The sequence below is a fragment of the Streptomyces sp. NPDC004065 genome, assembly GCF_044903565.1.
Lineage (GTDB): Bacteria > Actinomycetota > Actinomycetes > Streptomycetales > Streptomycetaceae > Streptomyces.
Genome location: NZ_JBJDQT010000012.1, coordinates 93,245 through 114,980, shown reverse-complemented (window position 1 = coordinate 114,980; position 21,736 = coordinate 93,245). Strand labels below are relative to the sequence as shown.

Here is a 21,736-nt window from a genome sequence, read left to right as displayed (position 1 = left end):
CCCGGGCAGCGAGCCGCGTGACGGGTCCGGATCCACCCGAGCAGCGAGGCGCGTAGCGGGCCGGGATCCGCCCGGGCAGCGAGGCGGTACTGCGTGGCGGGCCCGGATCCGCCCGAGCAGCGAGGCGCGTAGCGGGCCGGGATCCACCCGAGCAGCGAGCCGTGTAGCGGGCCCGGATCCGCCCGAGCAGCGAGCCGTGTAGCGGGCCGGGATCCGCCCAGGCAGCGAGGCGGTACTGCGTGGCGGGCCCGGGCCCCACCGCGCGGGCCGGCACGCGCGGGGCAGGCCCGCGTACGCCGCGCAGGACGCGGGACGGCCGTCGCGGCGCGAGCCGGGCGCGACCGCGGGCGCACTGCACGGCGGACCCGCGTCCGCCATGCAGTGCGCCCGCGCGCCCGCGCCGCGAGCCTGGATCGGCCCGCAGGCGGCCCGCACGGGACAGGCCCGCATGCACCACGCAGGGCCGTCCGCGCGCCCGCGACGGACCGGGCGCACAAGGCGACCCCCACGCCACGGGCCCCGAGCCGCCACGCAGGACGCCCCGCGGTGCGAGCCAGGTCCGGGCGCCCCGAGGCGGGCGCCCGGAGGCGGCGCGCGAGACGGTGCGTGCATCGCAGCCCGCTTCCGCCGCGCAGGGCGCCCCCCGCACCATGACCCCCGAGCCGCCGCGCAGGGCTACCCCCCGCCCCACGATCCCCGAGCCGCCGCACTGGGCCACCCCCGCACCACGACCCCCGACCCGCCGCGCAGGGCGGCCCGGCCGTGCGGTGAGCCCCGGCGCGCAGGGGCCCCGGCCCGCGGTGGGCCCCGCCCCGCGGCCGGGCGTCGCGGCGCGCGCCGGGGGCGGCCGGGCGGTGGGGCTCGATCCGCCGCGCGAGACGCTGCCGCACAGGGCGCCGGGGCGCGAGCCGAGGGCGGCCGGGCGGGCCGGGCGGGCCGGGCGGGCCGGGCGGAGCGCGTGCGGGACGCGTGCGGGGCCGGTCGCGGCGTCGTTCGGCGCGTGGGCAGCGGTGCCGTGCGGGACCGGGGCGGGGGCGAAGACCGGGTCCCTGGTCCGCGTTGTCAGTCGGGCGGTCCACAATGGTCCGCGTCAGATCCCGTCACACGCTTCAGCAAGGAGCCGGCAGCGATGGCCCGCCGCAGCACGAAGACCCCGCCGCCCGACGAACCGTACGAGGAGAAGATCCTCGACATCGACGTCGTCGACGAGATGCAGGGCTCCTTCCTCGAGTACGCGTACTCGGTCATCTACTCCCGCGCCCTGCCGGACGCGCGGGACGGACTCAAGCCGGTGCACCGCCGCATCGTCTACCAGATGAACGAGATGGGCCTGCGCCCCGATCGCGGCTATGTGAAGTGCGCCCGCGTCGTGGGCGAGGTCATGGGCAAGCTGCACCCGCACGGCGACGCGTCGATCTACGACGCCCTCGTGCGCATGGCCCAGCCCTTCTCGATGCGCGTGCCCCTGGTCGACGGCCACGGCAACTTCGGCTCGCTGGGCAACGACGACCCGCCCGCGGCCATGCGGTACACCGAGTGCCGGATGACCGAGGCGACGTCGCTGATGACGGAGTCCATCGACGAGGACACGGTCGACTTCGCGCCCAACTACGACGGTCAGGAGCAGGAGCCGGCCGCGCTGCCCGCCGCGTTCCCGAACCTCCTGGTCAACGGCGCGTCCGGGATCGCCGTCGGCATGGCTACCAACATGCCGCCGCACAACCTCGGCGAGGTGATCGCGGCCGCCCGCCATCTGATCCGCCACCCGAACGCGGACCTGGACGCCCTGATGCGGCACGTCCCGGGCCCCGATCTGCCCACCGGCGGCCGGATCGTCGGTCTGCCCGGCATCCGGGACGCCTACGAGACGGGCCGCGGCACGTTCAAGATCCGCGCCACGGTCTCGGTGGAGACCGTGACGGCCCGCCGCAAGGGGCTGGTCGTGACCGAGCTGCCGTTCACCGTCGGCCCGGAGAAGGTGATCGCCAAGATCAAGGACCTGGTCGGCTCGAAGAAGATCCAGGGCATCGCCGACGTCAAGGACCTCACCGACCGCCAGCACGGGCTGCGCCTGGTGATCGAGATCAAGAACGGCTTCGTGCCCGAGGCGGTCCTGGAGCAGCTGTACAAGCTGACGCCGATGGAGGAGTCCTTCGGCATCAACAACGTCGCCCTGGTCGACGGCCAGCCGCTGACGCTGGGCCTGAAGGAGCTGCTCGAGGTCTACCTCGACCACCGCTTCGACGTGGTGCGGCGCCGCAGCGAGTACCGGCGCGGCAAGCGGCGCGACCGGCTGCACCTGGTCGAGGGCCTGCTCACGGCGCTGGTGGACATCGACGAGGTCATCCGCCTGATCCGCTCCAGCGAGAACTCCGCGCAGGCCAAGCAGCGCCTGATCGAGCGCTTCTCGCTGAGCGACGTGCAGACGCAGTACATCCTCGACACCCCGCTGCGCCGCCTGACCAAGTACGACCGGATCGAGCTGGAGGCGGAGAAGGAGAAGCTCACCGCGGAGATCGAGGAGCTGACCCGGATCCTCGAGTCGGACGCGGAGCTGCGCAAGCTGGTCTCCGCCGAACTGGCCGCGGTCGCCAAGAAGTTCGGCACCCCGCGGCGCACGGTCCTGCTGGAGTCCGCCGACGTGCCCGCCGCCCCGGTGCCGCTCCAGGTCGCGGACGACCCGTGCCGCGTCCTGCTGTCGTCCACGGGTCTGCTCGCCCGCACGGCCGGCGACGAGCCGCTGCCGGCGGACAAGGGCGGCAAGCGGGTCAAGCACGACGTGATCGTGTCCGCGGTGCCGGCCACGGCGCGCGGCGAGGTGGGCGTGGTGACCTCGGCCGGCCGTCTGCTCCGGCTGAACGTCGTCGACCTGCCCCGGCTGCCGGAGACGGCATCGCCGCCGAACCTCTCCGGCGGCGCGCCGCTCGCCGAGTTCGTCTCCCTGGAGGACGACGAGACGGTGATCTGCCTGACCACGCTGGACGAGTCCTCGCCCGGTCTGGCGCTGGGCACCGAGCAGGGCGTCGTCAAGCGGGTGGTCCCGGACTACCCCGCCAACAAGGACGAGCTGGAGGTCATCACCCTCAAGGAGGGCGACCGGATCGTCGGCGCGGCCGAGCTGCGCACCGGTGAGGAGGACCTGGTCTTCATCACCGACGACGCCCAGCTCCTGCGCTACCAGGCGTCCCAGGTGCGCCCGCAGGGCCGCCCGGCGGGTGGCATGACGGGCATCAAGCTCGCCGAGGGGGCCAAGGTCATCTCGTTCACGGCGGTCGATCCGGCCGCGGACGCGGTGGTCCTCACGGTGGCCGGCTCGCGCGGCACGCTGGACGACTCGGTGCAGACGACGGCCAAGCTGACCCCGTTCGACCAGTACCCGCGCAAGGGCCGCGCCACCGGCGGCGTCCGCTGCCAGCGCTTCCTGAAGGGCGAGGACTGCCTGTCCTTCGCCTGGGCGGGCCCCGCCCCGGCCCGGGCCGCGCAGAAGAACGGCAACGCGGCCGAGCTCCCGGACATCGACCCGCGCCGGGACGGTTCGGGCGTGTCGCTGCCGAAGACGGTCGCGGCGGTCGCGGGCCCCGTCTAGAGCGCGGAGCCGTACCGGACCTCGTCGTCCGGGTCCTCCGGGTCCTCCGGGTCCCCGGTGTCGCGTACGTCCTCCGGGTCCCCGGTGTCCCGTACGTAGCGCAGGACGCCCCACATGCCGTGCTCGTCGGCGTGCGGGGCGTCCCGCTCGTACGGCTCCGTCCTGCACGCCTCGAGTTCCTTGCCGAGGGCCGCGGTGTCGATGCCGGAGCCGATGAGCACGAGCTGCGTGAGGCGCCGTGTCCCGCCGGCCGGCCAGGGCTCGGGGTAGAAGCGCAGGAACGGGCCCACGGCGTGCAGGAGATAGCGGTTGCGCGGATCGTGGGCGCCGAAGTCGACGTAACCCTTGATCCGGTACAGCCCGTCGGGCCGGCTGTCGAGGAACCGCATGAGCCGGCGCGGTTCGAGCGGCACGTCGGAGACGAAGGAGAGGCTGTCGTAGCCGGCGTGCAGGTGCCCGGCGGAGCCGTGCGCGTGGCCGGCGGCGCCGGGGCGGGGGTCGTCCTCCGCGTGCAGATCGTCGAAGGAGAGCTGTCCGACCCGCTCCCGGGCGGGGCGGCAGTCGAACAGCAACGCGGGGTCGATCCTGCCGTAGGAGGCCGGTACGACGGCGGCGCGGTCGGTGAGGGACCGCACCAGCCCGAGCACGCGGTCGCCGTCGGCGGCCCGGTCCAGCTTGTTGACGACGACGAGGTCCGCCAGCGCGAGGTGCCGGTCGATCTCGGGGTGCCGCGCGCGGGTGTCGTCGAACTCGGCCGCGTCCACCACTTCGACGAGCCCGCCGTAGACGACGTCGGGGTTCTCGCCGGCCAGGACCATGCGGACGAGTTCCTGCGGCTCGGCGAGCCCGCTGGCCTCGATGACGACGACGTCGACCGACGCGGCGGTGAGCCGGTCGAGATAGCCGTCCAGTTCCGAGGCGTCGACCGCGCAGCACAGGCATCCGTTGCCGAGCGAGACGGTGGAGTCCCCGAGCGCGCCCGCGACGGCCATGGCGTCGATCTCGACGGCCCCGAAGTCGTTGACGATCGCCCCGACGCGGCTGCCGCCACTGTGGTGCAGGAGGTGGTTGAGCAGCGTGGTCTTGCCGGACCCGAGGAATCCGGCGAGCACGACGACCGGGATCTGCGGTGGCGTGACGTCCGCTTCGGGACCGGAGCCCGTGTGCGGATGCGATACGGGACCCCGGCTCGGCTGACTCACCCTGTGCGACCTCTCTCACGCCGACGCGCGCACCGGCTCCCGGCCCGGGCGCGCGTACGAGGACTGAATGCCGACCCAGGATACGAGCCGCCCCTCACCCGCCGGCCCGTGAAGCCCCCCGCGGCCGCACGCCCGCGCACGTCGGCCCCGTCACCCACGGCCGGCTCCCGGCGCGGCGGGCACCCTCACCAGCGGCTCGGGCCCCACGTACCGGGCCGCCGGGCGGATGATCTTCGGGTCCTCGGACTGTTCCAGGAGGTTGGCGCTCCAGCCGACCGCCCGGGCCGCGGCGAAGGTGGGGGTGAACATCTCCCGGGGCAGGCCGCACAGTTCCATGACGACGCCGGCGTAGAACTCGACGTTCGTGTGGAGTTCGCGGCCGGGCTTGAGCTCGGCGAGTATCGCCTCCACGCGGCGCTCGACCTCGACGGCGAAGTCGACCCGGGGGCCGCCGAAGCGCAGGGCCGTCTCGCGGAGCATGCGGGAGCGGGGGTCCTCGGTGCGGTAGACGGCGTGGCCGAAGCCCATGACGCGTTCGCCGGCCAGCACCCGCTCCCGGATCCACGGGTCGATGCGGTCGGGCGTGCCGATGGCGTCGAGGGTGTCCAGCGCCCGGCTGGGCGCTCCGCCGTGCAGCGGGCCCGACAGCGCCCCGACCGCCCCGACGAGGCAGGCCGCCACGTCCGCGCCGGTGGAGGCGATGACCCGGGCGGTGAACGTCGAGGCGTTGAACCCGTGGTCGATGGTGGAGATCAGATACTGCTCGACGGCCCGGGCCCGCTCCGGGCCGGGCTCGGAACCCGTCAGCATGTAGAGGTAGTTGGCCGCGTAGGGCAGGTCCTCGCGCGGCTCGACCGGTGACAGCCCCCGCCCCAGCCGGTACAGCGCGGTGAGCAGGGTGGGCACCGCGGCGCAGGCCGCCAGGGCGTCCTGCCGGCGTCCGGCGGCGTCGATGTCGTAGACCGGGCGGAAGCCCTTGGCCGCACCGAGCAGCGACAGGGCTGTACGCAGGCCGGCGAGCGGGCCGGAGCGGGTGCTCGCCGCAGCGATGCCGGGCAGCGCCGCCGCGACCTCGTCGGGCAGCCGGCGCAGTGCCGCGGTTTCGGCACGGAAGGCGGCCTGCTGCCGCGCGTCCGGCAGGGAGCCGTGGACGAACAGGTGCCAGACGTCCTCGAAGCCGCGGGTCCGCGCGAGTTCGACGGCCGAGTACTGGCGGTAGTGGTAAAAGCCCTCGAGCCCCCGCACATCACCGATCCGGGTGTCGGTGACCACGACTCCCGCGAGTCCTCGCGGGGCGTCGACGAGAGTGGCTGCGGCCCTGTTGACGGACATGTCTCCTCCTTGGACTTGATCTGAATGTCCATGCTTGACTCAACGTCTGTCAATATTGATTGAATCAATGTTCTGACTGCACCGACCGGACGGATACCGTGAGCCCCATGCGCGATCAACAAGCCCACTCCGGCCCCGCCGAGCGGCGGCTGAGCACCAAGGAGGCCGCCGCGCTGCTCGGCGTGAAGCCCGAAACCGTGTACGCGTACGTGAGCCGCGGTCAGCTCAGCAGCCGCCGCACCCCGGGCGGGCGGGGCAGCACCTTCGACGCGGCCGAGGTCGAGGCGCTGGCCCGCCGCAACCGGCGCTACGGCGGGGTGGGTCCGGGCTCCGGCGGCGAGCTGTCCGTGCGGACCGGCATCACGCTCATCGAGGAGGACCGCTACTACTTCCGCGGTGTCGACGCGACCGAGTTGGCCGCCCGGCACAGCTACGAGGAGGTGGCCGAGTGGCTGTGGACGGGGCGGCTCAGCCCGGGCGCCACGCTCACCGCGCCCGAGTCCTCCGTCGCCGTGGCCCGCCGCGCGGTGGACGCCCTGCCCGGGCACACCGGGCCCACCGACCGGCTGCGGGTCGCCGTCGTGGCCGCGGCCGTCGCCGACCCGCTGCGCTTCGACCTGTCGCCCGACGCCGTGCTCGGCACCGCCCGCATCCTGATCCCCACCCTCGTCGGCGCCCTGCCCCCCGTGCCGTACGGCGGGCACCGGGCACCCGACCGGGGCCCGATCGCCCACCGGCTGTGGGCACGGCTGAGCGGCCGGCCCGCCGACGAGGCGTCGCTGCGCGTCCTGGACACCGCGCTGGCCCTGCTGGCCGACCACGACCTGGCCGCCTCCACGCTCGCGGTCCGCGTCGCCGCCTCCGCCCGCGCCCACGCCTACGCCGCCGTCTCCGCCGGACTCGGGGTGATCGAGGGCCCGTTGCACGGCGCCGCCAGCGGGCTCGCGCACCGGCTGCTGCTGGAGGTGCTGGACCGCGGCTCGGCGGGCCCCGTCATCGCCGAGGAACTCCGCGACGGCCGCCGCATCCCGGGACTCGGACACCGCCTCTACACCGGCGAGGACCCGCGCGCGCGTGCCCTGTTCGCGCTGCTGGAGGAGCTCCCCGACGCCGCCCCCGCCCTCGCCGCGGCCCGCGACGTCGTGGCCACCACGGCCCGCCACGCCCCGCTGCACGCCAACGTCGACCTGGCCCTCGCCGTGCTCACCGCGTCCTGCGGCATGCCCTCGACGGCGGGCGAGACCATCTTCGCGGTGGCGCGGACGGCGGGCTGGATCGCCCACGCCCTTGAGGAGTACGGCGAGCGCCCCCTGCGCATGCGCCCGAGCGGCCAGTACACCGGCCCCCGGCCCCCCAAGCCGCTCCCGGAGCCGTAGCGGGCCGCGCCGCCGGAACGGATCACCCCGGCAGCCTGACGCCGGCACAGGCACAGTCAGGTTAGGCTCACCTGTGTGAGTACGTGCTCGACCGTCTCCCGGCAGCTCGGCGAACCGATGGCCGCCACCGCGCCCGCGGCCACCACATGGCTGCTCCTGGAGCAGCCCGGCCCCTGGGGCGCCAAGGCGCTCACCGCGAGCCACCTCGACCCCGGCGTGGGCCGTGCCCTGGAGCGGGCCGCGCAGGGCACGGGCGTCCGGATCGCGCTGATCCGCCGCCCCGGACGGCACGCCGACTGCCGTACCCCCTCCGTGCGGCAGGTGTACGCCGCACACACCGTCCCGGGCGGTGTGTGGCTGCACAGCGCCACGACGTCCGACCCCGGGCAGGTGCTCGGCCTCGACTTCGCCGCGCTGGGCAGGGGCGACCACCACACCTTCGACGCGGTACTGGACGGCGCGCCGCACACCGGGGACCCGCTCGCGCTCGTGTGCACCAACGGCAAGCGCGACCGGTGCTGTGCGCTCCTCGGCCGGCCCCTCGCGGCCGAACTGGCCTCCTCCGGAGTGCACGGCGTCTGGGAGGTCACCCACCTGGGCGGCCACCGCTTCTCCCCCACCGTGCTGGTCCTGCCGCACGGCTACGCGTACGGCAGGGCGGAGGCGCACGCCGTCAAGGACGTGCTGCACGGCGCCCACGAGGGCCGGGTGGTCCTCGACGGCTGCCGGGGCCGCACGGCCTTCGAACGGCCGGGGCAGGCCGCGGAACTGGCGGTGCGGACCGCGGCGGACGAGCACCGCGCGGACGCGCTGACCGTGGTGCGCACCGACGGCGCCGCGCCGCGCTGGGAGGTGACCGTCGCCCACGCCGACGGGCGCCGCTGGCGGGTGACCGTCGCCCAGGGCGCTTCGCTGCCGCCCCGCCCGGAGAGCTGCGGGGTCTCGGTGCTGGGCGGGCCGGCCCGCATGGACGTCGTGGACCTGCGCGAGGTGACGGCGACGCGTCTCGCCGGCTGACCGCGGGGCCCCGCCCTCGCTCTCGCCCTGACCCGGGAGAGGCGCGCCACACCCCCTGGGGCGGCCGGCGCCCGTCGTCGTACCGTCGTCGCCATGAGCCGCACTCCCCCCGCCAGGCGCCGACGCCTGGGCATGCCGCGACGGATGTTCTCGCAGGTGCTGCTGATGCAGCTGGCGATCGCCGCGGGAGTCGCGGTGCTCGCCACCGGGCTGTTCCTCGCCCCGCTCAGCCACCAGTTCGACGACCAGGCGATGCGCCGCGCCCTCGCCATCGCGGAGACCACCGCGCAGAACCCCCAGATCGCGCGGGACCTCTTGAGCACCGCACCGGCCGTCGACGGGCCGGTGCAGAAGGAGGCGGAACTGATCCGCAAGGAGACCGCCGCCGAGTACGTCGTGGTGATGGACACCCGGGGCGTGCGCTGGTCGCACACCGATCCCTGGCAGATCGGCCGCCACGTGTCGACCGATCCGGGTGCGGCCCTGGCCGGCCGCAAGGTGATGCAGATCGACACCGGCACCCTGGGCCGCTCCGCACGCGGCAAGGTGCCGCTGTACGACGCCGGCCACCATCGCATCATCGGGGCGGTGTCCGTCGGCATCGCCTACGACAGCGTCCGCGCCCGCCTGATCGACACCATCCCGGGACTGCTCGCCTACGCCGGCGGGGCCCTCGCCGTCGGCGCGCTCGCCGCGTGGGTGATCTCCCGGCGGGTCCAGCGGCAGACCCGGGACCTGGCCTTCTCGGACATCGCCGCCCTGCTCGCCGAGCGGGAGGCGATGCTCCACGGCATCCGGGAGGGGGTCGTGGCCCTGGACCGCGGCGGCCGCATCAGGCTGCTCAACGACGAGGCCCGGCGGCTGCTCGGCATCGGCGACGAGGCGGTCGGCCGGTCGCCCGACGAGGCGCTCGGCGAGGGCCGCACGACCGAGGTGCTCGCCGGACGGGTGACCGGCACGGACCTGCTCACCGTGCGCGGACAGCGCGTCCTGGTCGCCAACCGCATGCCCACCGACGACGGCGGCGCCGTCGCCACCCTGCGCGACCGGACCGAACTGGAGCAACTGGGCCGGGAACTGGACTCCACGCGCGGCCTGATCGACGCCCTGCGCGCCCAGGACCACGAGCACGCCAACCGCATGCACACGCTGCTGGGCCTGCTGGAGCTGGAGATGTACGACGACGCGGTCGAGTTCGTCGGCGAGGTGGTCGGCGACCACCGGGCCACGGCCGAGCAGGTGACGGAGAGGATCCGGGACCCGCTGCTGGCCGCGCTGCTGGTGGGCAAGGCGACCGTCGCGGCGGAGCGCGGGGTCGCGCTGTGGGTGTCGGACCGCACCTGGCTGCCGGACCGGCTGGTCGACCCGCGCGGTCTGGTGACCGTGGTCGGCAACCTGGTGGACAACGCCCTGGACGCCGTGGCGGCGACACCCCACGCGCGCGTGGAGGTCGAACTGCGCGCCGAGGGGCGCACCGTCGTCCTCAGGGTGAGCGACACCGGGCCCGGCATCCCGCCCGAGCAGCGCGAACTGGTCTTCACCGAGGGCTGGTCCACGAAGCGGCCGCCGGCCCACGGCAGGCGCGGCCTCGGGCTGTCCCTGGTGCGCAGGCTGGCCGAGCGGCAGGGCGGGAGGGTACGGGTGGGCGAGGCGTCCGGCGGCGGCGCGCTGTTCAGCGTCGTACTGCCCGAGGCGCTCGTACCCGAGGCGCTCGTGCCCGAGGCGCTCGTGCCCGAGGCGCTCGCCGCGCCGGAACCGGCGCGGGAGGGCGCGCGGGCCGCCGGCCCCGCCGCCGCCCCGGACACCATTGAAGCGTCGGACACCACCGCGGCGCCGGGCACCACCGCGGCGCCGGGCACCACCGCAGCGCCGGACACCACCGCCGCCTCGGGTCAGGGGGGCACTGCCGACGTACGTGCCGGCGAGGCCGCCGCGGAGGGGCCGCGGTGATCGAGGTGCTGGTCGTGGACGACGACGCCCGGGTGGCGCGGGTCAACGCGGCCTACGTCGGCAAGGTGCCGGGCTTCCACGTCGCGGGCCAGGCGCACAGCGCGGAGCAGGCACTGCGCCTGCTGGAGGCGCTGCCGGGCGTCGACCTGGTCCTCATGGACCACTACCTGCCCGACGGGACGGGGCTGTCGGTCGTCCGGGAGATGCGCCGCCTGGGCCACCGCACCGACGTGATCATGGTCACCGCGGCGCGGGACGTGGCCACCGTACACGCGGCGATGCGGCACGGGGCGCTGCAGTACCTCGTCAAGCCGTTCACCTTCGCGGGGCTGCGGGCGAGGCTGGAGGCGTACGCGCGGCTGCGCCGGACCCTGGACGGCGGCGGCGAGGCCGGACAGGCCGAGGTGGACCGGATCTTCGGGGCGCTGTCCGCGCCGCCGGACCGGGACCTGCCCAGGGGGCCCTCCCCGGCCACCGCCGAACTCGTCCGCAGCTGCCTGATGAGGGCCGGCGGAGCGCTGTCGGCCCGGGAGGTCGCCGAGCGCACCGGGGTGAGCCGGCAGACCGCCCAGCGCTGTCTGAAGCTGCTGGAACGCACGGGGCGGGTGCGGCTGACCGTCGGATACGGCGGCGCGGGCCGCCCCGAACACCGTTACGTGTGGGCGGCCCGCGCCTGAGGACACGGCTCGTGGGGCGGGGGAAGAGACCGTGTCCCCCCGTGCATACGGATGTCAGCCGGTGGCCTTCTCGACGAACTCGGTGGTGTACGTCCTGTCCAGGTCGACCTTGGCGTTCTTGATGTTCGGGTTGAACGCCTTGAGCACCTTCTCGACGGTCTGAGGGCCGTTCTCCGGCATGACGCCGTCCTTGGTGAACATCGGCAGCGTGCTCTTGATGGCCTCCGCGTACAGCGTCTTGTCGCCCTGGGAGTAGTCGGCGGGCATCTTGGCCGCGATCTCGGACGCGCTGTGGGTGGACATCCAGTTGAGCGTCTTGACGAAGGCGTTGACCAGCTTCTGGACGGTCTCCTTGTGACCGTTGACCCAGTCGGTCCGCATGTACAGGCTCGACGACGGGTACGGCCCGCCGAGCGCCTGCTGGGAGCCCTCGGGCGTCCGCATGTCCAGGAGGATCCGGCCGGCCTTCTTGTCGAGGATCGTCGCGACGGTCGGGTCGGTGGTCATGCCGCCGTCGATGGAGCCTTTCTGCAGGGCCGAGATGAAGGTCGGTCCCGCGCCCACGGCGACCGGGGTGAAGTCGCTGATCTTCACGCCGTTCTTGACCGCGAGGTATTTGGTGAGGAAGTCGGTGGAGGAACCCAGGCCGGTGATGCCGAGCTTCCTGCCCTTGAAGTCCTTGGGCGACGTGATCTCGCCCGCGGCCTTCTCGGAGACCACCTCGACCTCGCCGGGGGCGTGCGAGAACTGCACCACGGACTCGACGTCCTTGCCCTTCACCTGCAGATCCAGGGTGTGGTCGTAGAAGCCGACGGCGCCCTGGACCTGGCCGGAGACCAGCGCGGTCTCGGCCTGGACACCGGCGGGCTCGCTCAGCAGCTGGACGTCCAGGCCCTCCGCGGAGAAGTAGCCGAGGCGCTGGGTGAGCATCGCAGGAAGGTAGATGACCTTGTCCAGGCCACCGACCATGATCTTGACGTGTTCGCCCTTGCCGCCACCCCCGCCGCTGCCGGTGTCGGCCGTGGAGCCGGCCGCGTCGTTGGCGCAGGCGGTGAGGGAGGACAGGGCGAGCAGGCCGGCGGCGGCCGACGCCGCGAATCTGGCGGTCTTGCGCATGAGCGTTTCACGTCCTTGTGGGAGGGCGGTGCGGGAGACGGGAAGAGGAACGGTCGGGTGCCGAGGGGCGGTTCAGTGCCCGGAGTCGGCCGGCTTCCAGCGGAAGATGCGCCGCTCGGCGAAGGTGAGCAGCCCCTCGGCGACGAGCGCGACCGCGGCGAGGATCACCATCGCGGCGTACACACCGGCCGCGTTGAAGGTGCCCTGGGACTGCGCGACGAGCAGGCCGATGCCCTTGGTGGCGCCGATGTACTCGCCGACGATGGCGCCGATCAGGGCGAAGCCGAAGCTGACGTGGAGGCTGGTGAAGATCCAGGAGGTGGCGGACGGGATGACCACCTGAAGGGTCACCCTGCGGTCGCCGGCGCCGAGGATGCGGGCGTTGGCGACCAGGTTGCGGTCGACCTCGCGGGCGCCCTGGAAGGCGTTGAAGAACACCGGGAAGAAGACGAGGACGACGGCGGAGGCGACCTTGGACGCGGGCCCCAGTCCGAACCAGATGACGAAGATCGGCGCCAGGACGATCCTCGGGATGGAGTTGAGCACCTTGATGTAGGGGCCGAGGATGTCCGCGAGGAACGCCACACGCCCCAGGACGATGCCGAGGACCACGCCCGCCACCACGCCGAACGCCCAGCCGAGCAGCGCCTCGTGGAGGGTGAACCAGATCTGCTCCCCGAGGGAGCCGAGCGCGGTGCCGTGGGTGATCCAGGTCCAGATCTGGTCCCAGATCCGTGAGGGCATCGAGAAGTTGAACGGATCGATGACCTCCGCCCGCGACAGCGCCTCCCACAGGCCGAGCACGGCCACCAGGAGCAGCGCGCGGGCCGAGGTGACGACGGCCTTGCGTCTGCGGGCGGCCCTGGCCCGGGACTGGGCGCGGTCGGGGCTCTTCACCGTGTCGGCGAGCGGAGTGCTGAGGACCTCAGGCGACATGGGCGGCGCCCCTCTCACGGGTGATCCGGACCTCTTCGCCGAGGGACTGCCAGATCTCGCGGTAGATGTCGATGAAGTGGGACTCCAGGCGCACCTGCTCGACCTTGCGCGGGCGGGGCAGGTCGATGTCGAAGACCTGCTTCACGGTCGCGGGGCCGGCCGTCATGACGACGACCCTGTCGGCCAGCGCGATGGCCTCCTCCAGGTCGTGGGTGACGAAGACGACGGAGGAGCCCGTGCCCTCCCACAGCTCGAGGAGTTCGTCGGACATCAGGGCCCGGGTCTGGACGTCGAGCGCGGAGAAGGGCTCGTCCATCAGCAGGATCTCGGGGTCGTTGACGAAGGTGGCGGCGAGGGCGACGCGCTTGCGCTGGCCGCCGGAGAGCTGGTGCGGGTAGCGGTCCTCGAAGGCGGCGAGACCGACTCGGGCCAGCCAGGCGCGCGCCCTGTCCTTCGCCTCGGCCTTGGGCACGCCGCGGAAGCGCGGGCCGGCCATCACATTGGACAGCACGGTGCGCCAGGGGAAGGTGGCGTCCTGCTGGAACACGAAGCCGACCTTGCCGCCGACGCCCCGCACCGGTTCGCCGGCCACCAGCACTTCGCCCTCGGTGGGCTCTTCCAGGCCGCTGACCAGGGTCAGCGTCGTCGACTTGCCGCAGCCGGTGGGGCCCACGACGGCCACGAACTCGCCGCGCCGGACGGTGAGATCCAGGTCCTTGACCGCCGTGTGCAGGCCCCCGGAGGGGGTCCTGAACGTTTTGCTCGCGCCCCGTAGCTCGATGGCGGGGCTGGTGTCTGCGCTCATGGCCCGGGACGGTAGATGTGGCCCCGGCCACAGCATCAGTCTTCTGAGCGCAAGCCGTTCTTTTGCTCGCAAGGACCTGTTGTGCTCATTTTGCTCGCGCTACAACAACGGAGTCGCAACACGGGCTCAGCACTCGCCCGGCCTTGGGAAAGAAGACCCGATGATTGACGTCCTGGTGGTCGACGACGACTTCCGTGTCGCTGAGATCAACGCCAAGTACGTGGGAAAGGTTCCCGGCTTCCGGGTGACCGCCCGCGCACACAGTGCCGCGCAGGCGCTGACCGCAGTCCAGCGCGGGGGCGTCGACCTGGTCCTGCTCGACCACTATCTGCCCGACCGCACGGGCCTGGACCTGGTGCACCGCATGCGCGAGCAGGGCATCGGCACCGACGTCATCATGATCACCGCCGCCGGTGATGTGACCACCGTGCAGCAGGCGATGCGTCTGGGCGCGCTGCACTATCTGGTCAAGCCCTTCACCTTCGCCGCGCTGCGCACCCGGCTGGACTCCTACGCCGCGCTGCGCCGGACCGTCGACCGGGTGGGCGGTCAGGGGGTGGCCGGGCAGGAGCAGGTGGACCGCATCTTCGGCGCGCTGCGCACCACGCCGGCGCCGTCGGCCCCCGGGCTGCCCAGCGGGCACTCGGAACCGACGACGGACCTCATCTGCGAGGTGCTGCACCGCGCGGGCGGGCCGCTGTCGGCACACGAGGTGGCCGCCCGCACCGGCCTGAGCCGTTCCACGGCCCAGCGCTATCTGCGCCATCTGGAACAGGCCGGCCGTCTGAGCCTGTCGCTGAAGTACGGCGACACGGGGCGCCCGGAGCACCGGTACGCCTGGGTGGCGCCCTAGGTGCGGCGGGCGCCCGGAGCACCGCTACGCCTGGGTGGCGCCCTGGGTGCGGCGGGCCCCCGTCGCCGCAGAGGCCGCTACACGGCTCCGGCCCCGGTGAGCGAGCGCACCTCCGTCTCGGCGTGCTTGGCCTCGTCCGCCGGTTCCGCGGAGGTCACCGTGCCGAGCCAGCCCGCCAGGAAGCCGAGCGGGATGGAGACGATGCCGGGGTTCTGCAGGGGGAAGACCTGGAAGTCGGCGCCCGGGAAGAGCGCGTCGGGGCTGCCGGAGACGACCGGCGACAGCACGACCAGCACCAGGGCCGGGATCAGCCCGCCGTAGACGGCCCACACCGCGCCGCGGGTGGTGAAGCCACGCCAGAACAGCGAGTAGAGCAGCACGGGGAGGTTCGCCGACGCGGCGACGGCGAAGGCGAGACCGACCAGGAACGCGACATTGAGGTCGCGGGCGAGCAGGCCGAGGCCGATCGCGACCACACCGATGCCGACGGCCGCGACCCGTGCCACGGTGACCTCGCTGCGCTGCCGCGCGTGTCGGCGCCGCAAGGACGCGTACAGATCGTGGGCCACGGAGGCGGAGGAGGCGAGCGTGATGCCGGCGACCACCGCGAGGATGGTGGCGAAGGCCACGGCGGCCACCACCGCGAACAGGACCGTTCCTCCCGTGGCGGCCGGGCCGCCGCCGAGGTCGAGGGCGAGCAGCGGGACCGCGGTGTTGCCGGCCGCGTTCGACGCCCGCAGGGCGTCCGGGCCGACGATCGCCGTCGCGCCGAAGCCGAGCACGATCGCCATCAGATAGAAGCCGCCGATGAGCGCGATGGACCAGATCACCGAACGCCGGGCGGCCCGCGCGGTGGGCACGGTGTAGAAGCGGGACAGGATGTGCGGCAGCCCGCCGGTGCCGAGGACCAGCGCGAGTCCGAGGCTGATGAAGTCCAGGCGTGCGGTCCAGTCGCCGCCGTACTTCAGCCCCGGGGCCAGGAACGCCTCCCCGTGGCCGCTGCGCCGCGCCGCGGTGAGCAGCAGTGTGTCGAGGTTGCCGTGGAACCGGACGAGGACCAGGACGGTCAGGACCACGGTGCCGGCCATCAGCAGGACGGCCTTGACGATCTGGATCCAGGTGGTGGCCCGCATCCCTCCCAGCGACACGTAGATCACCATCAGCGCGCCCACGCCGATCACGGTCCACGCCTGCGCCGCCTCGCCGGTGCGCCCCAGCAGCAGCGCCACCAGACTGCCCGCGCCGACCATCTGCGCCACCAGGTACAGAACGGACACGGTGACCGAGGAGGTCCCGGCCGCGATCCGCACGGGCCCCTCGCTCATCCGTGCCGCGACGACGTCCGCGAGCGTGAACCGCCCGCAGTTGCGCACCAGTTCCGCGACCAGGAAGAGCACCACCAGCCAGGCCACGAGGAAGCCCACGACATACAGCACCCCGTCGTAGCCGAACAGCGCGATCAGGCCGGGCACGCCCAGGAACGAGGCCGCCGAGGCGTAGTCGCCCGCGACGGCGAAGCCGTTCTCCAGGGGTGTGAAGAGCCGCCCGCCCGCGTAGAACTCCTCCGCCGAGCCGTGCCGGTGGCGGCTCACCCAGGTGGTGATGGCCAGCGTGATGGCGACGAACACGCTGAACAGCAGCAGCGCGAGCGTCTGGTGGTTGCCGCTCATGACGCACCGCCCCGCACGCCTCGGGTCAGCTCCTGCGTGTCCCAGCGCAGTTCGAGCGCGGCCCGGTCCCGCCGCAGCCGCGCGTGCCGGGCGTAGGCCCAGGCGAGGGCGAAGGTGGTGAGGAACTGTCCGAGCCCGGCGAGCATCCCCACGTTCACCGCGCCGGCCACCGGCCGCGCCATCAGGCCGGGCGCACTCGTCGCCGTCACGACGTACCCCAGGTACCAGACGAGGAAGGTGGCCACCGCCGGCACCACGAACCTGCGGTACCTGCTGCGCACCTCCTGGAAGGCGGCGCTGCGCTGCACCTCGAGATACACCTCCTCCGCCGCTCCGGCGCCCGGTCCGGGCCGGCTCTCGCGGCGGGCGGCCGGCACGGACAGGGGAACGCCTCCCGTGCCGTCTCCCTCGCCCCAGCCGGCGGCCAGCGCGTCGTACCAGGGGTCGCGGTACCTCATGTCCCCGGATGCCGGGTCCTGGGCGTCGCGATACGCGGACACACTCACGGGACCGTCACCGCCCCCACGGGGACGGTCGTTGCTTGGCTGCATGCCCAAGGATGGACAGAACGGGAAGTTCTCTGACTTCTCTTCCCCGTGCTCTTCACCCCATCAGGTGACTCACCCCGCCGGGGGCCGTGCCGGCCCCTTTGCATACGCATAACGCACCGCCTGTGCACGGTCCTTGAGGCCGGTCTTGCCGAACAGGTTGCTGATGTGGGTCTTCACGGTGGCGGTGGAGACGTGCGGCCGGCGGGCGATCTCCCCCGCAGCCGCACCGGATGCGAGGGCGGGCACCGTGAGGCCCGTGGTCCCGGCGGCGACCGCGAGGGCGAGCAGCAGCGCGATCAGTGCCAGGGAGGGCCACAGCCGGTGCGCGAGCGTGGTGCGGGAGAATTCCCAGGCGGCGGCTGCCGCGAGGAGGACGCCCGCCGCCGTCGCGACCGCTCCCCGGACAGGGCCGCGGTTGCCGGGGAAGGCGCCCCACAGCAGCACGCCCGCCGCCACGAGCCTGACCGCCCGTCCGAGCAGGCGGCGCGCCCGTGAGACACCGACGTGGCCCAGGGCTTCCCGGGAGGGCCGGCCTGTCCAGGCGTTCTCCCGCCCGCGATCCTGGTGATCCTCGCGCTGCGCGAGCCGCACCGATGGCGGCGGCCGAGTGCCGCCGACGTCTTCGACGCTACGGAAGATCCCGGGCCCGCTGATCGGAGCCGGGGTGGATCACGGGTGGAGACCGCGGAGCCGTCCGCATCCACCCAGGGGTGGAGAAGGACGGGGGCCGGACCGGGCAGCCGCCCGGCGCGGCAGCACCGGCGGGTGCGACAGCGAAGGCGGATGCGACAGCACCGGCGGGTGCGGCACCGGCCCGGACGGGCGGGCGCCCGGACGCCCGTCCCGGACGGTCCGGACGGTCCGGCCGGCTACGCGTCGATGCGGGAGCGGTCCAGGGTGGCCGCCGAGCCGGCGATGAACTCCTTGCGGGGGGCGACGTCGTTGCCCATCAGCAGGTCGAAGACGGACTCGGCGGCCTCCAGGTCGGAGAGGTTGATCCGGCGCAGGGTGCGGTGGCGCGGGTCCATCGTGGTCTCGGCGAGCTGGTCGGCGTCCATCTCGCCCAGGCCCTTGTAGCGCTGGATGGAGTCCTTGTACCGGATGCCCTTGCTCTGGAACTCGAGCAGCTTGTCGCGCAGCTCGCGGTCGGAGTACGTGTAGACGTACTTGTCCTGGCCCTTCTTCGGCTGGACCAGCTCGATGCGGTGCAGCGGCGGCACCGCGGCGAAGACCCGGCCGGACTCGACCATGGGCCGCATGTAGCGGTGGAACAGGGTCAGCAGCAGGGTCCTGATGTGGGAGCCGTCGACGTCGGCGTCGGTCATCATGATGATCTTGCCGTAGCGCGCCGCGTCGAGGTCGAAGGTGCGGCCGGAGCCCGCCCCTATGACCTGGATGATCGCGCCGCACTCGGCGTTCTTCAGCATGTCCGTGACGGACGACTTCTGGACGTTGAGGATCTTGCCCCGGATCGGCAGCAGCGCCTGGAACTCGGAGTTGCGCGCCAGCTTCGCCGTACCGAGGGCGGAGTCGCCCTCGACGATGAACAGCTCGCTGCGGTCGACGTCGTCGCTGCGGCAGTCGGCGAGCTTGGCGGGCAGCGAGGAGGACTCCAGGGCCGTCTTGCGGCGCTGGGCGTCCTTGTGCTGGCGGGCGGCGATGCGGGTACGGGCGGCGGCGACCGCCTTCTCCAGGACCACCCGCGCCTGCTGGGCGGCGTCCCGTCTGGTGGAGGTCAGGAACGCCTTCAGTTCCTTGGAGACCACGTTGTTCACGATCCTGCGAGCCGCCGAGGTGCCGAGGACCTCCTTGGTCTGGCCCTCGAACTGCGGCTCGGCGAGGCGGACGGTGACGACGGCGGTGAGCCCCTCGAGGGCGTCGTCCTTGACGATGTCGTCCTCGGCGACGCGCAGCAGCTTCTTGGCGCGCAGCACCTCGTTCATCGTCCGGGTGACGGCCTGCTCGAAGCCCGCGACATGGGTGCCGCCCTTGGGGGTGGCGATGATGTTGACGAAGGAGCGCACTGTGGTGTCGTAGCCGGTGCCCCAGCGCAGCGCGACGTCCACGCCGAGTTCGCGGGTGACCTCGGTGGGCGTCATCTGGCCGTGGTCGTCGAGGACCGGGACGGTCTCCTTGAAGGTGCCCTGCCCGCTGAAGCGCAGGACGTCGCAGACGGGCTTGTCGGTCGCCAGGTACTCGCAGAACTCGCTGATGCCGCCGTCGAAGCGGAAGGACTCCTCGCCCTTGCTGCCGCCCTCGCCGAGGCCGTACTCGTCGCGGACGACGATGGTCAGTCCCGGGACCAGGAAGGCGGTCTGGCGGGCGCGCTGGTGCAGGTTCTCCAGGGAGAGCTTGGCGTCCTTGAGGAAGATCTGGCGGTCGGCCCAGTAGCGCACGCGCGTGCCGGTGCGGTTCTTGGGGATCTTCTTGGTCTTGCGCAGGCCGCTCCTGGCCTCGAAGCGGGCCTCGGGGCCGTTGCCCGTGAAGACCCCGGGGACGCCGCGGCGGAAGCTGATGGCGTGGGTGTGGCCGCCGCGGTCGACCTCGACGTCCAACCGGGCGGACAGGGCGTTGACCACCGAGGCGCCCACGCCGTGCAGACCGCCGGAGGCGGCGTAGGAGCCGCCGCCGAACTTGCCGCCCGCGTGCAGTTTGGTCATGACGACCTCGACGCCGGACAGGCCGGTCTTGGGCTCGACGTCGACCGGGATGCCGCGGCCGTTGTCGCGCACCTCCACCGAGCCGTCGTCGTGCAGGATCACCTCGATGTGGTCGCAGTAGCCGCCGAGGGCCTCGTCGACGGAGTTGTCGATGATCTCCCACAGGCAGTGCATGAGACCGCGGCTGTCGGTCGACCCGATGTACATGCCCGGCCGCTTGCGCACGGCTTCGAGCCCCTCGAGGACGAGCAGGTGCCGCGCGGTGTAGTTGGAACCGTCCCGGTCTGCTCCTGCCAGCAGCGCTGTGGACGGCACGGACGTCTCGGCGGTCACGCGGTTCGCTCCTCGCTGAATTTCAGGTGGGGCCCCGATGGGTAAGGGCGCGGCTTGGGTTGCCGCTCAGAGGGTACCGAGGCCTGGTAGGGCCCTTGTAACGCAACCCTCGACAGGGACCAAGACTAGTAGAGAGTCGCATGCACGTTCGATACCTCGTAGGAGTGAAGCACATATCACGTTCCCTTCGAGGCATGAACCATTTAGGCTCCGGGCACGTCCTCATGAACAACCGGCAAGCCGGCCGGGGAGGACGACCATGACCGACAGCGCGAAACCGTACGACACATAGACACGCAATACGGCACATTCGCCGCCAAACCGGCAACGGACAGCCACCTCGGAAACTTTTTTCGAGGAAAAGCCGCGAGCGGGAACGTTTGGGGCTGGTTGGATGTTGACCCTGGTACGACAGCTCGTCGAGCTAGAGAAGAGGCGACGTGACTACTGTTCTGACCCCCGCGAGCCCACTGACGGCCGCCGATCGCTGCGACCGCTGCGGCGCCCAGGCCTACGTGCGTGTAGTCCTGCTCAGCGGCGGAGAACTGCTCTTCTGCGCCCACCACGGTCGCAAGTTCGAGCCGGAACTCAAGAAAATCGCCGCTGAGATACAGGACGAGACCGAGCGCCTGACGTCCGTTCCCGCGAACGCGTCGGGCGACGAGCGCTGACACGTCGCGCGCGACGAGCCTGCGCCGGCACAGGCCGGCCAACGGGCGGCCACTCCCGGACCGAGGGAGCGGCCGCCCGTCGCTCGTAGTGGGCGTGATCGGCGGTCCTCGTCAGGCCCCGCGGGCCGCGCGGTGCGGCGCCTTGCCGCCGCTCACCGCGCTCAGCGTGCGGACGACCTCGGAGATGCGTGTGTACACGCCGGGGCTTCCCGCCCGTCCACAGCCGTCCCCCCAGGACACCAGGCCGATCAGCCGCCCCTGGGCCACCAGCGGACCTCCGCTGTCCCCCTGGCAGGCGTCCCGGCCTCCTTCCACCTCACCCGCGCACAGCATGCTCTCGGGCAGATACGCCCCGTCGGAACCGCCCGGGTAGGCCCGCCGGCACTGGGCGTCGGGCAGGACGTGGACACGCGCGGCGTGCAGGCTGTGCGCGTAGGACGCCGAGCCGTCGGTGTCCCCCCACCCGTAGACCATGGCCGCCGTCCCCGGCCGGTAGGCGGAGTCCCCGGGGCCCGCCAGGGGGATGATCGCGCTCTGCGGCAGCTGCTCGGCGAGGGTCAGTACGGCGAAGTCGCCGGCGTTGGTCTCGGCGTCGTAGCCCGGATTGACCCACACGGCGCGTACGGGGATCTCCTTGCCCTGGGACGAGAGCAGGTCCGTGCGGCCGGCGATGACCTTCAGATCCCGCGTCGGTGGTGCGCCCACCACGTCTCTGCCCAGGCAGTGGGCGGCCGTCAGCACGGCGTTCCGGCCGACGGCCACGCCCCCGCAGAACTGTCCCGCCCGGGTACCCCCGAACCGGTCACGGCTGGAGAGCGCCACGGTCCACGGACTGTGCGACACGTCGACGGGTGAACCGCCGATGACCACGCTGTCCGCGACCGCCGACGCGGCGGTGACCAGCGGTATCGCGGCCCCCACGGCCGCCAGGACCAGCGGCCGGGCCAGTGCCCGGGCAATACGGCGTCGCATGCCAGCTCCTCACTGTGAGATCCACAACG

17 protein-coding genes are annotated in these 21,736 nt (G+C 72.8%); 7 read left to right on the top strand and 10 right to left on the bottom strand.

The annotated features are described in order from the left end of the window. The first annotated feature begins 1,129 nt into the window (after positions 1-1,129). Positions 1,130-3,586: a DNA topoisomerase (ATP-hydrolyzing) subunit A gene (locus tag ACI2LW_RS15555; RefSeq protein ID WP_404731714.1), complete on the top strand. Its 2,457-nt coding sequence runs from the start codon at positions 1,130-1,132 to the stop codon at positions 3,584-3,586. Here the strand turns inward: ACI2LW_RS15555 and ACI2LW_RS15550 are convergent. Continuing rightward, a complete protein-coding gene (locus ACI2LW_RS15550; protein ID WP_404731713.1) occupies positions 3,583-4,788 on the bottom strand; it encodes a CobW family GTP-binding protein in 1,206 nt (401 codons plus the stop codon). The genes ACI2LW_RS15555 and ACI2LW_RS15550 overlap by 4 nt on opposite strands. Before the next feature lie 150 nt (positions 4,789-4,938). After that, positions 4,939-6,120: a citrate synthase gene (locus tag ACI2LW_RS15545; RefSeq protein ID WP_404731712.1), complete on the bottom strand. Its 1,182-nt coding sequence runs from the start codon at positions 6,118-6,120 to the stop codon at positions 4,939-4,941. A 107-nt stretch (positions 6,121-6,227) separates the two neighbouring features. Between ACI2LW_RS15545 and ACI2LW_RS15540 the strand changes: the two genes are divergently transcribed. From ACI2LW_RS15540 to ACI2LW_RS15525, 4 genes are all read left to right on the top strand, one after another. Beyond that, positions 6,228-7,496: a citrate/2-methylcitrate synthase gene (locus tag ACI2LW_RS15540; RefSeq protein WP_404731711.1), complete on the top strand. Its 1,269-nt coding sequence runs from the start codon at positions 6,228-6,230 to the stop codon at positions 7,494-7,496. A 75-nt stretch (positions 7,497-7,571) separates the two neighbouring features. Then, on the top strand, positions 7,572-8,513 hold the full coding sequence (locus ACI2LW_RS15535; RefSeq protein ID WP_404731710.1) for a sucrase ferredoxin: 942 nt from the start codon (positions 7,572-7,574) through the stop codon (positions 8,511-8,513). Positions 8,514-8,606: 93 nt separating this feature from the next. Beyond that, the gene (locus tag ACI2LW_RS15530) at positions 8,607-10,463 is read left to right on the top strand and encodes an ATP-binding protein (RefSeq protein WP_404731709.1); all 1,857 of its coding nucleotides are present in this window, start codon (positions 8,607-8,609) and stop codon (positions 10,461-10,463) included. After that, positions 10,460-11,140 carry a response regulator gene (locus tag ACI2LW_RS15525; RefSeq protein ID WP_404731708.1) on the top strand — a complete coding sequence of 227 codons (681 nt, stop codon included), beginning with the start codon at positions 10,460-10,462 and terminating at the stop codon, positions 11,138-11,140. The genes ACI2LW_RS15530 and ACI2LW_RS15525 overlap by 4 nt, the downstream gene beginning before the upstream one ends. Positions 11,141-11,194: 54 nt before the next feature. Here ACI2LW_RS15525 and ACI2LW_RS15520 read toward each other — a convergent pair whose 3' ends face one another. The 3 genes from ACI2LW_RS15520 to ACI2LW_RS15510 form a co-directional block, all read right to left on the bottom strand. Beyond that, on the bottom strand, positions 11,195-12,256 hold the full coding sequence (locus ACI2LW_RS15520) for an ABC transporter substrate-binding protein (protein WP_404731707.1): 1,062 nt from the start codon (positions 12,254-12,256) through the stop codon (positions 11,195-11,197). Between the two features lie 72 nt (positions 12,257-12,328). Continuing rightward, complete coding sequence (locus ACI2LW_RS15515; protein ID WP_404731706.1) at positions 12,329-13,192, bottom strand: ABC transporter permease; 864 nt, start codon at positions 13,190-13,192, stop codon at positions 12,329-12,331. Beyond that, positions 13,182-13,997, bottom strand: a complete 816-nt coding sequence (locus ACI2LW_RS15510) for an ABC transporter ATP-binding protein (RefSeq protein WP_404731705.1) — start codon at positions 13,995-13,997, stop codon at positions 13,182-13,184. Before ACI2LW_RS15510 ends, ACI2LW_RS15515 begins: the two co-directional genes overlap by 11 nt. A 160-nt stretch (positions 13,998-14,157) precedes the next feature. On the opposite strand from ACI2LW_RS15510, the gene ACI2LW_RS15505 reads away from it, so the two are divergent. Further along, the gene (locus ACI2LW_RS15505) at positions 14,158-14,850 is read left to right on the top strand and encodes a response regulator (RefSeq protein ID WP_404731704.1); all 693 of its coding nucleotides are present in this window, start codon (positions 14,158-14,160) and stop codon (positions 14,848-14,850) included. Between the two features lie 77 nt (positions 14,851-14,927). On the opposite strand, the gene ACI2LW_RS15500 is transcribed toward ACI2LW_RS15505, so the two are convergent. From ACI2LW_RS15500 to ACI2LW_RS15485, 4 genes are all read right to left on the bottom strand, one after another. Then, entirely contained in the window at positions 14,928-16,520 is a 1,593-nt protein-coding gene (locus tag ACI2LW_RS15500) for a cation acetate symporter (RefSeq protein ID WP_404731703.1), read from the bottom strand. Further along, positions 16,517-17,071 (bottom strand): DUF485 domain-containing protein, encoded by a 555-nt coding sequence (locus ACI2LW_RS15495; RefSeq protein ID WP_404731702.1) that lies wholly within the window; start codon positions 17,069-17,071, stop codon positions 16,517-16,519. Before ACI2LW_RS15495 ends, ACI2LW_RS15500 begins: the two co-directional genes overlap by 4 nt. A gap of 69 nt (positions 17,072-17,140) precedes the next feature. Beyond that, positions 17,141-17,317 carry a response regulator transcription factor gene (locus tag ACI2LW_RS15490; RefSeq protein WP_404731773.1) on the bottom strand — a complete coding sequence of 59 codons (177 nt, stop codon included), beginning with the start codon at positions 17,315-17,317 and terminating at the stop codon, positions 17,141-17,143. Between the two features lie 623 nt (positions 17,318-17,940). Beyond that, positions 17,941-20,064 (bottom strand): type IIA DNA topoisomerase subunit B, encoded by a 2,124-nt coding sequence (locus ACI2LW_RS15485; RefSeq protein WP_404731701.1) that lies wholly within the window; start codon positions 20,062-20,064, stop codon positions 17,941-17,943. A gap of 440 nt (positions 20,065-20,504) precedes the next feature. Between ACI2LW_RS15485 and ACI2LW_RS15480 the strand changes: the two genes are divergently transcribed. After that, positions 20,505-20,735 (top strand): hypothetical protein, encoded by a 231-nt coding sequence (locus ACI2LW_RS15480; RefSeq protein ID WP_404731700.1) that lies wholly within the window; start codon positions 20,505-20,507, stop codon positions 20,733-20,735. Between the two features lie 111 nt (positions 20,736-20,846). Here ACI2LW_RS15480 and ACI2LW_RS15475 read toward each other — a convergent pair whose 3' ends face one another. Then, positions 20,847-21,707 (bottom strand): S1 family peptidase, encoded by an 861-nt coding sequence (locus ACI2LW_RS15475; RefSeq protein ID WP_404731699.1) that lies wholly within the window; start codon positions 21,705-21,707, stop codon positions 20,847-20,849. Positions 21,708-21,736: the final 29 nt, after the last annotated feature.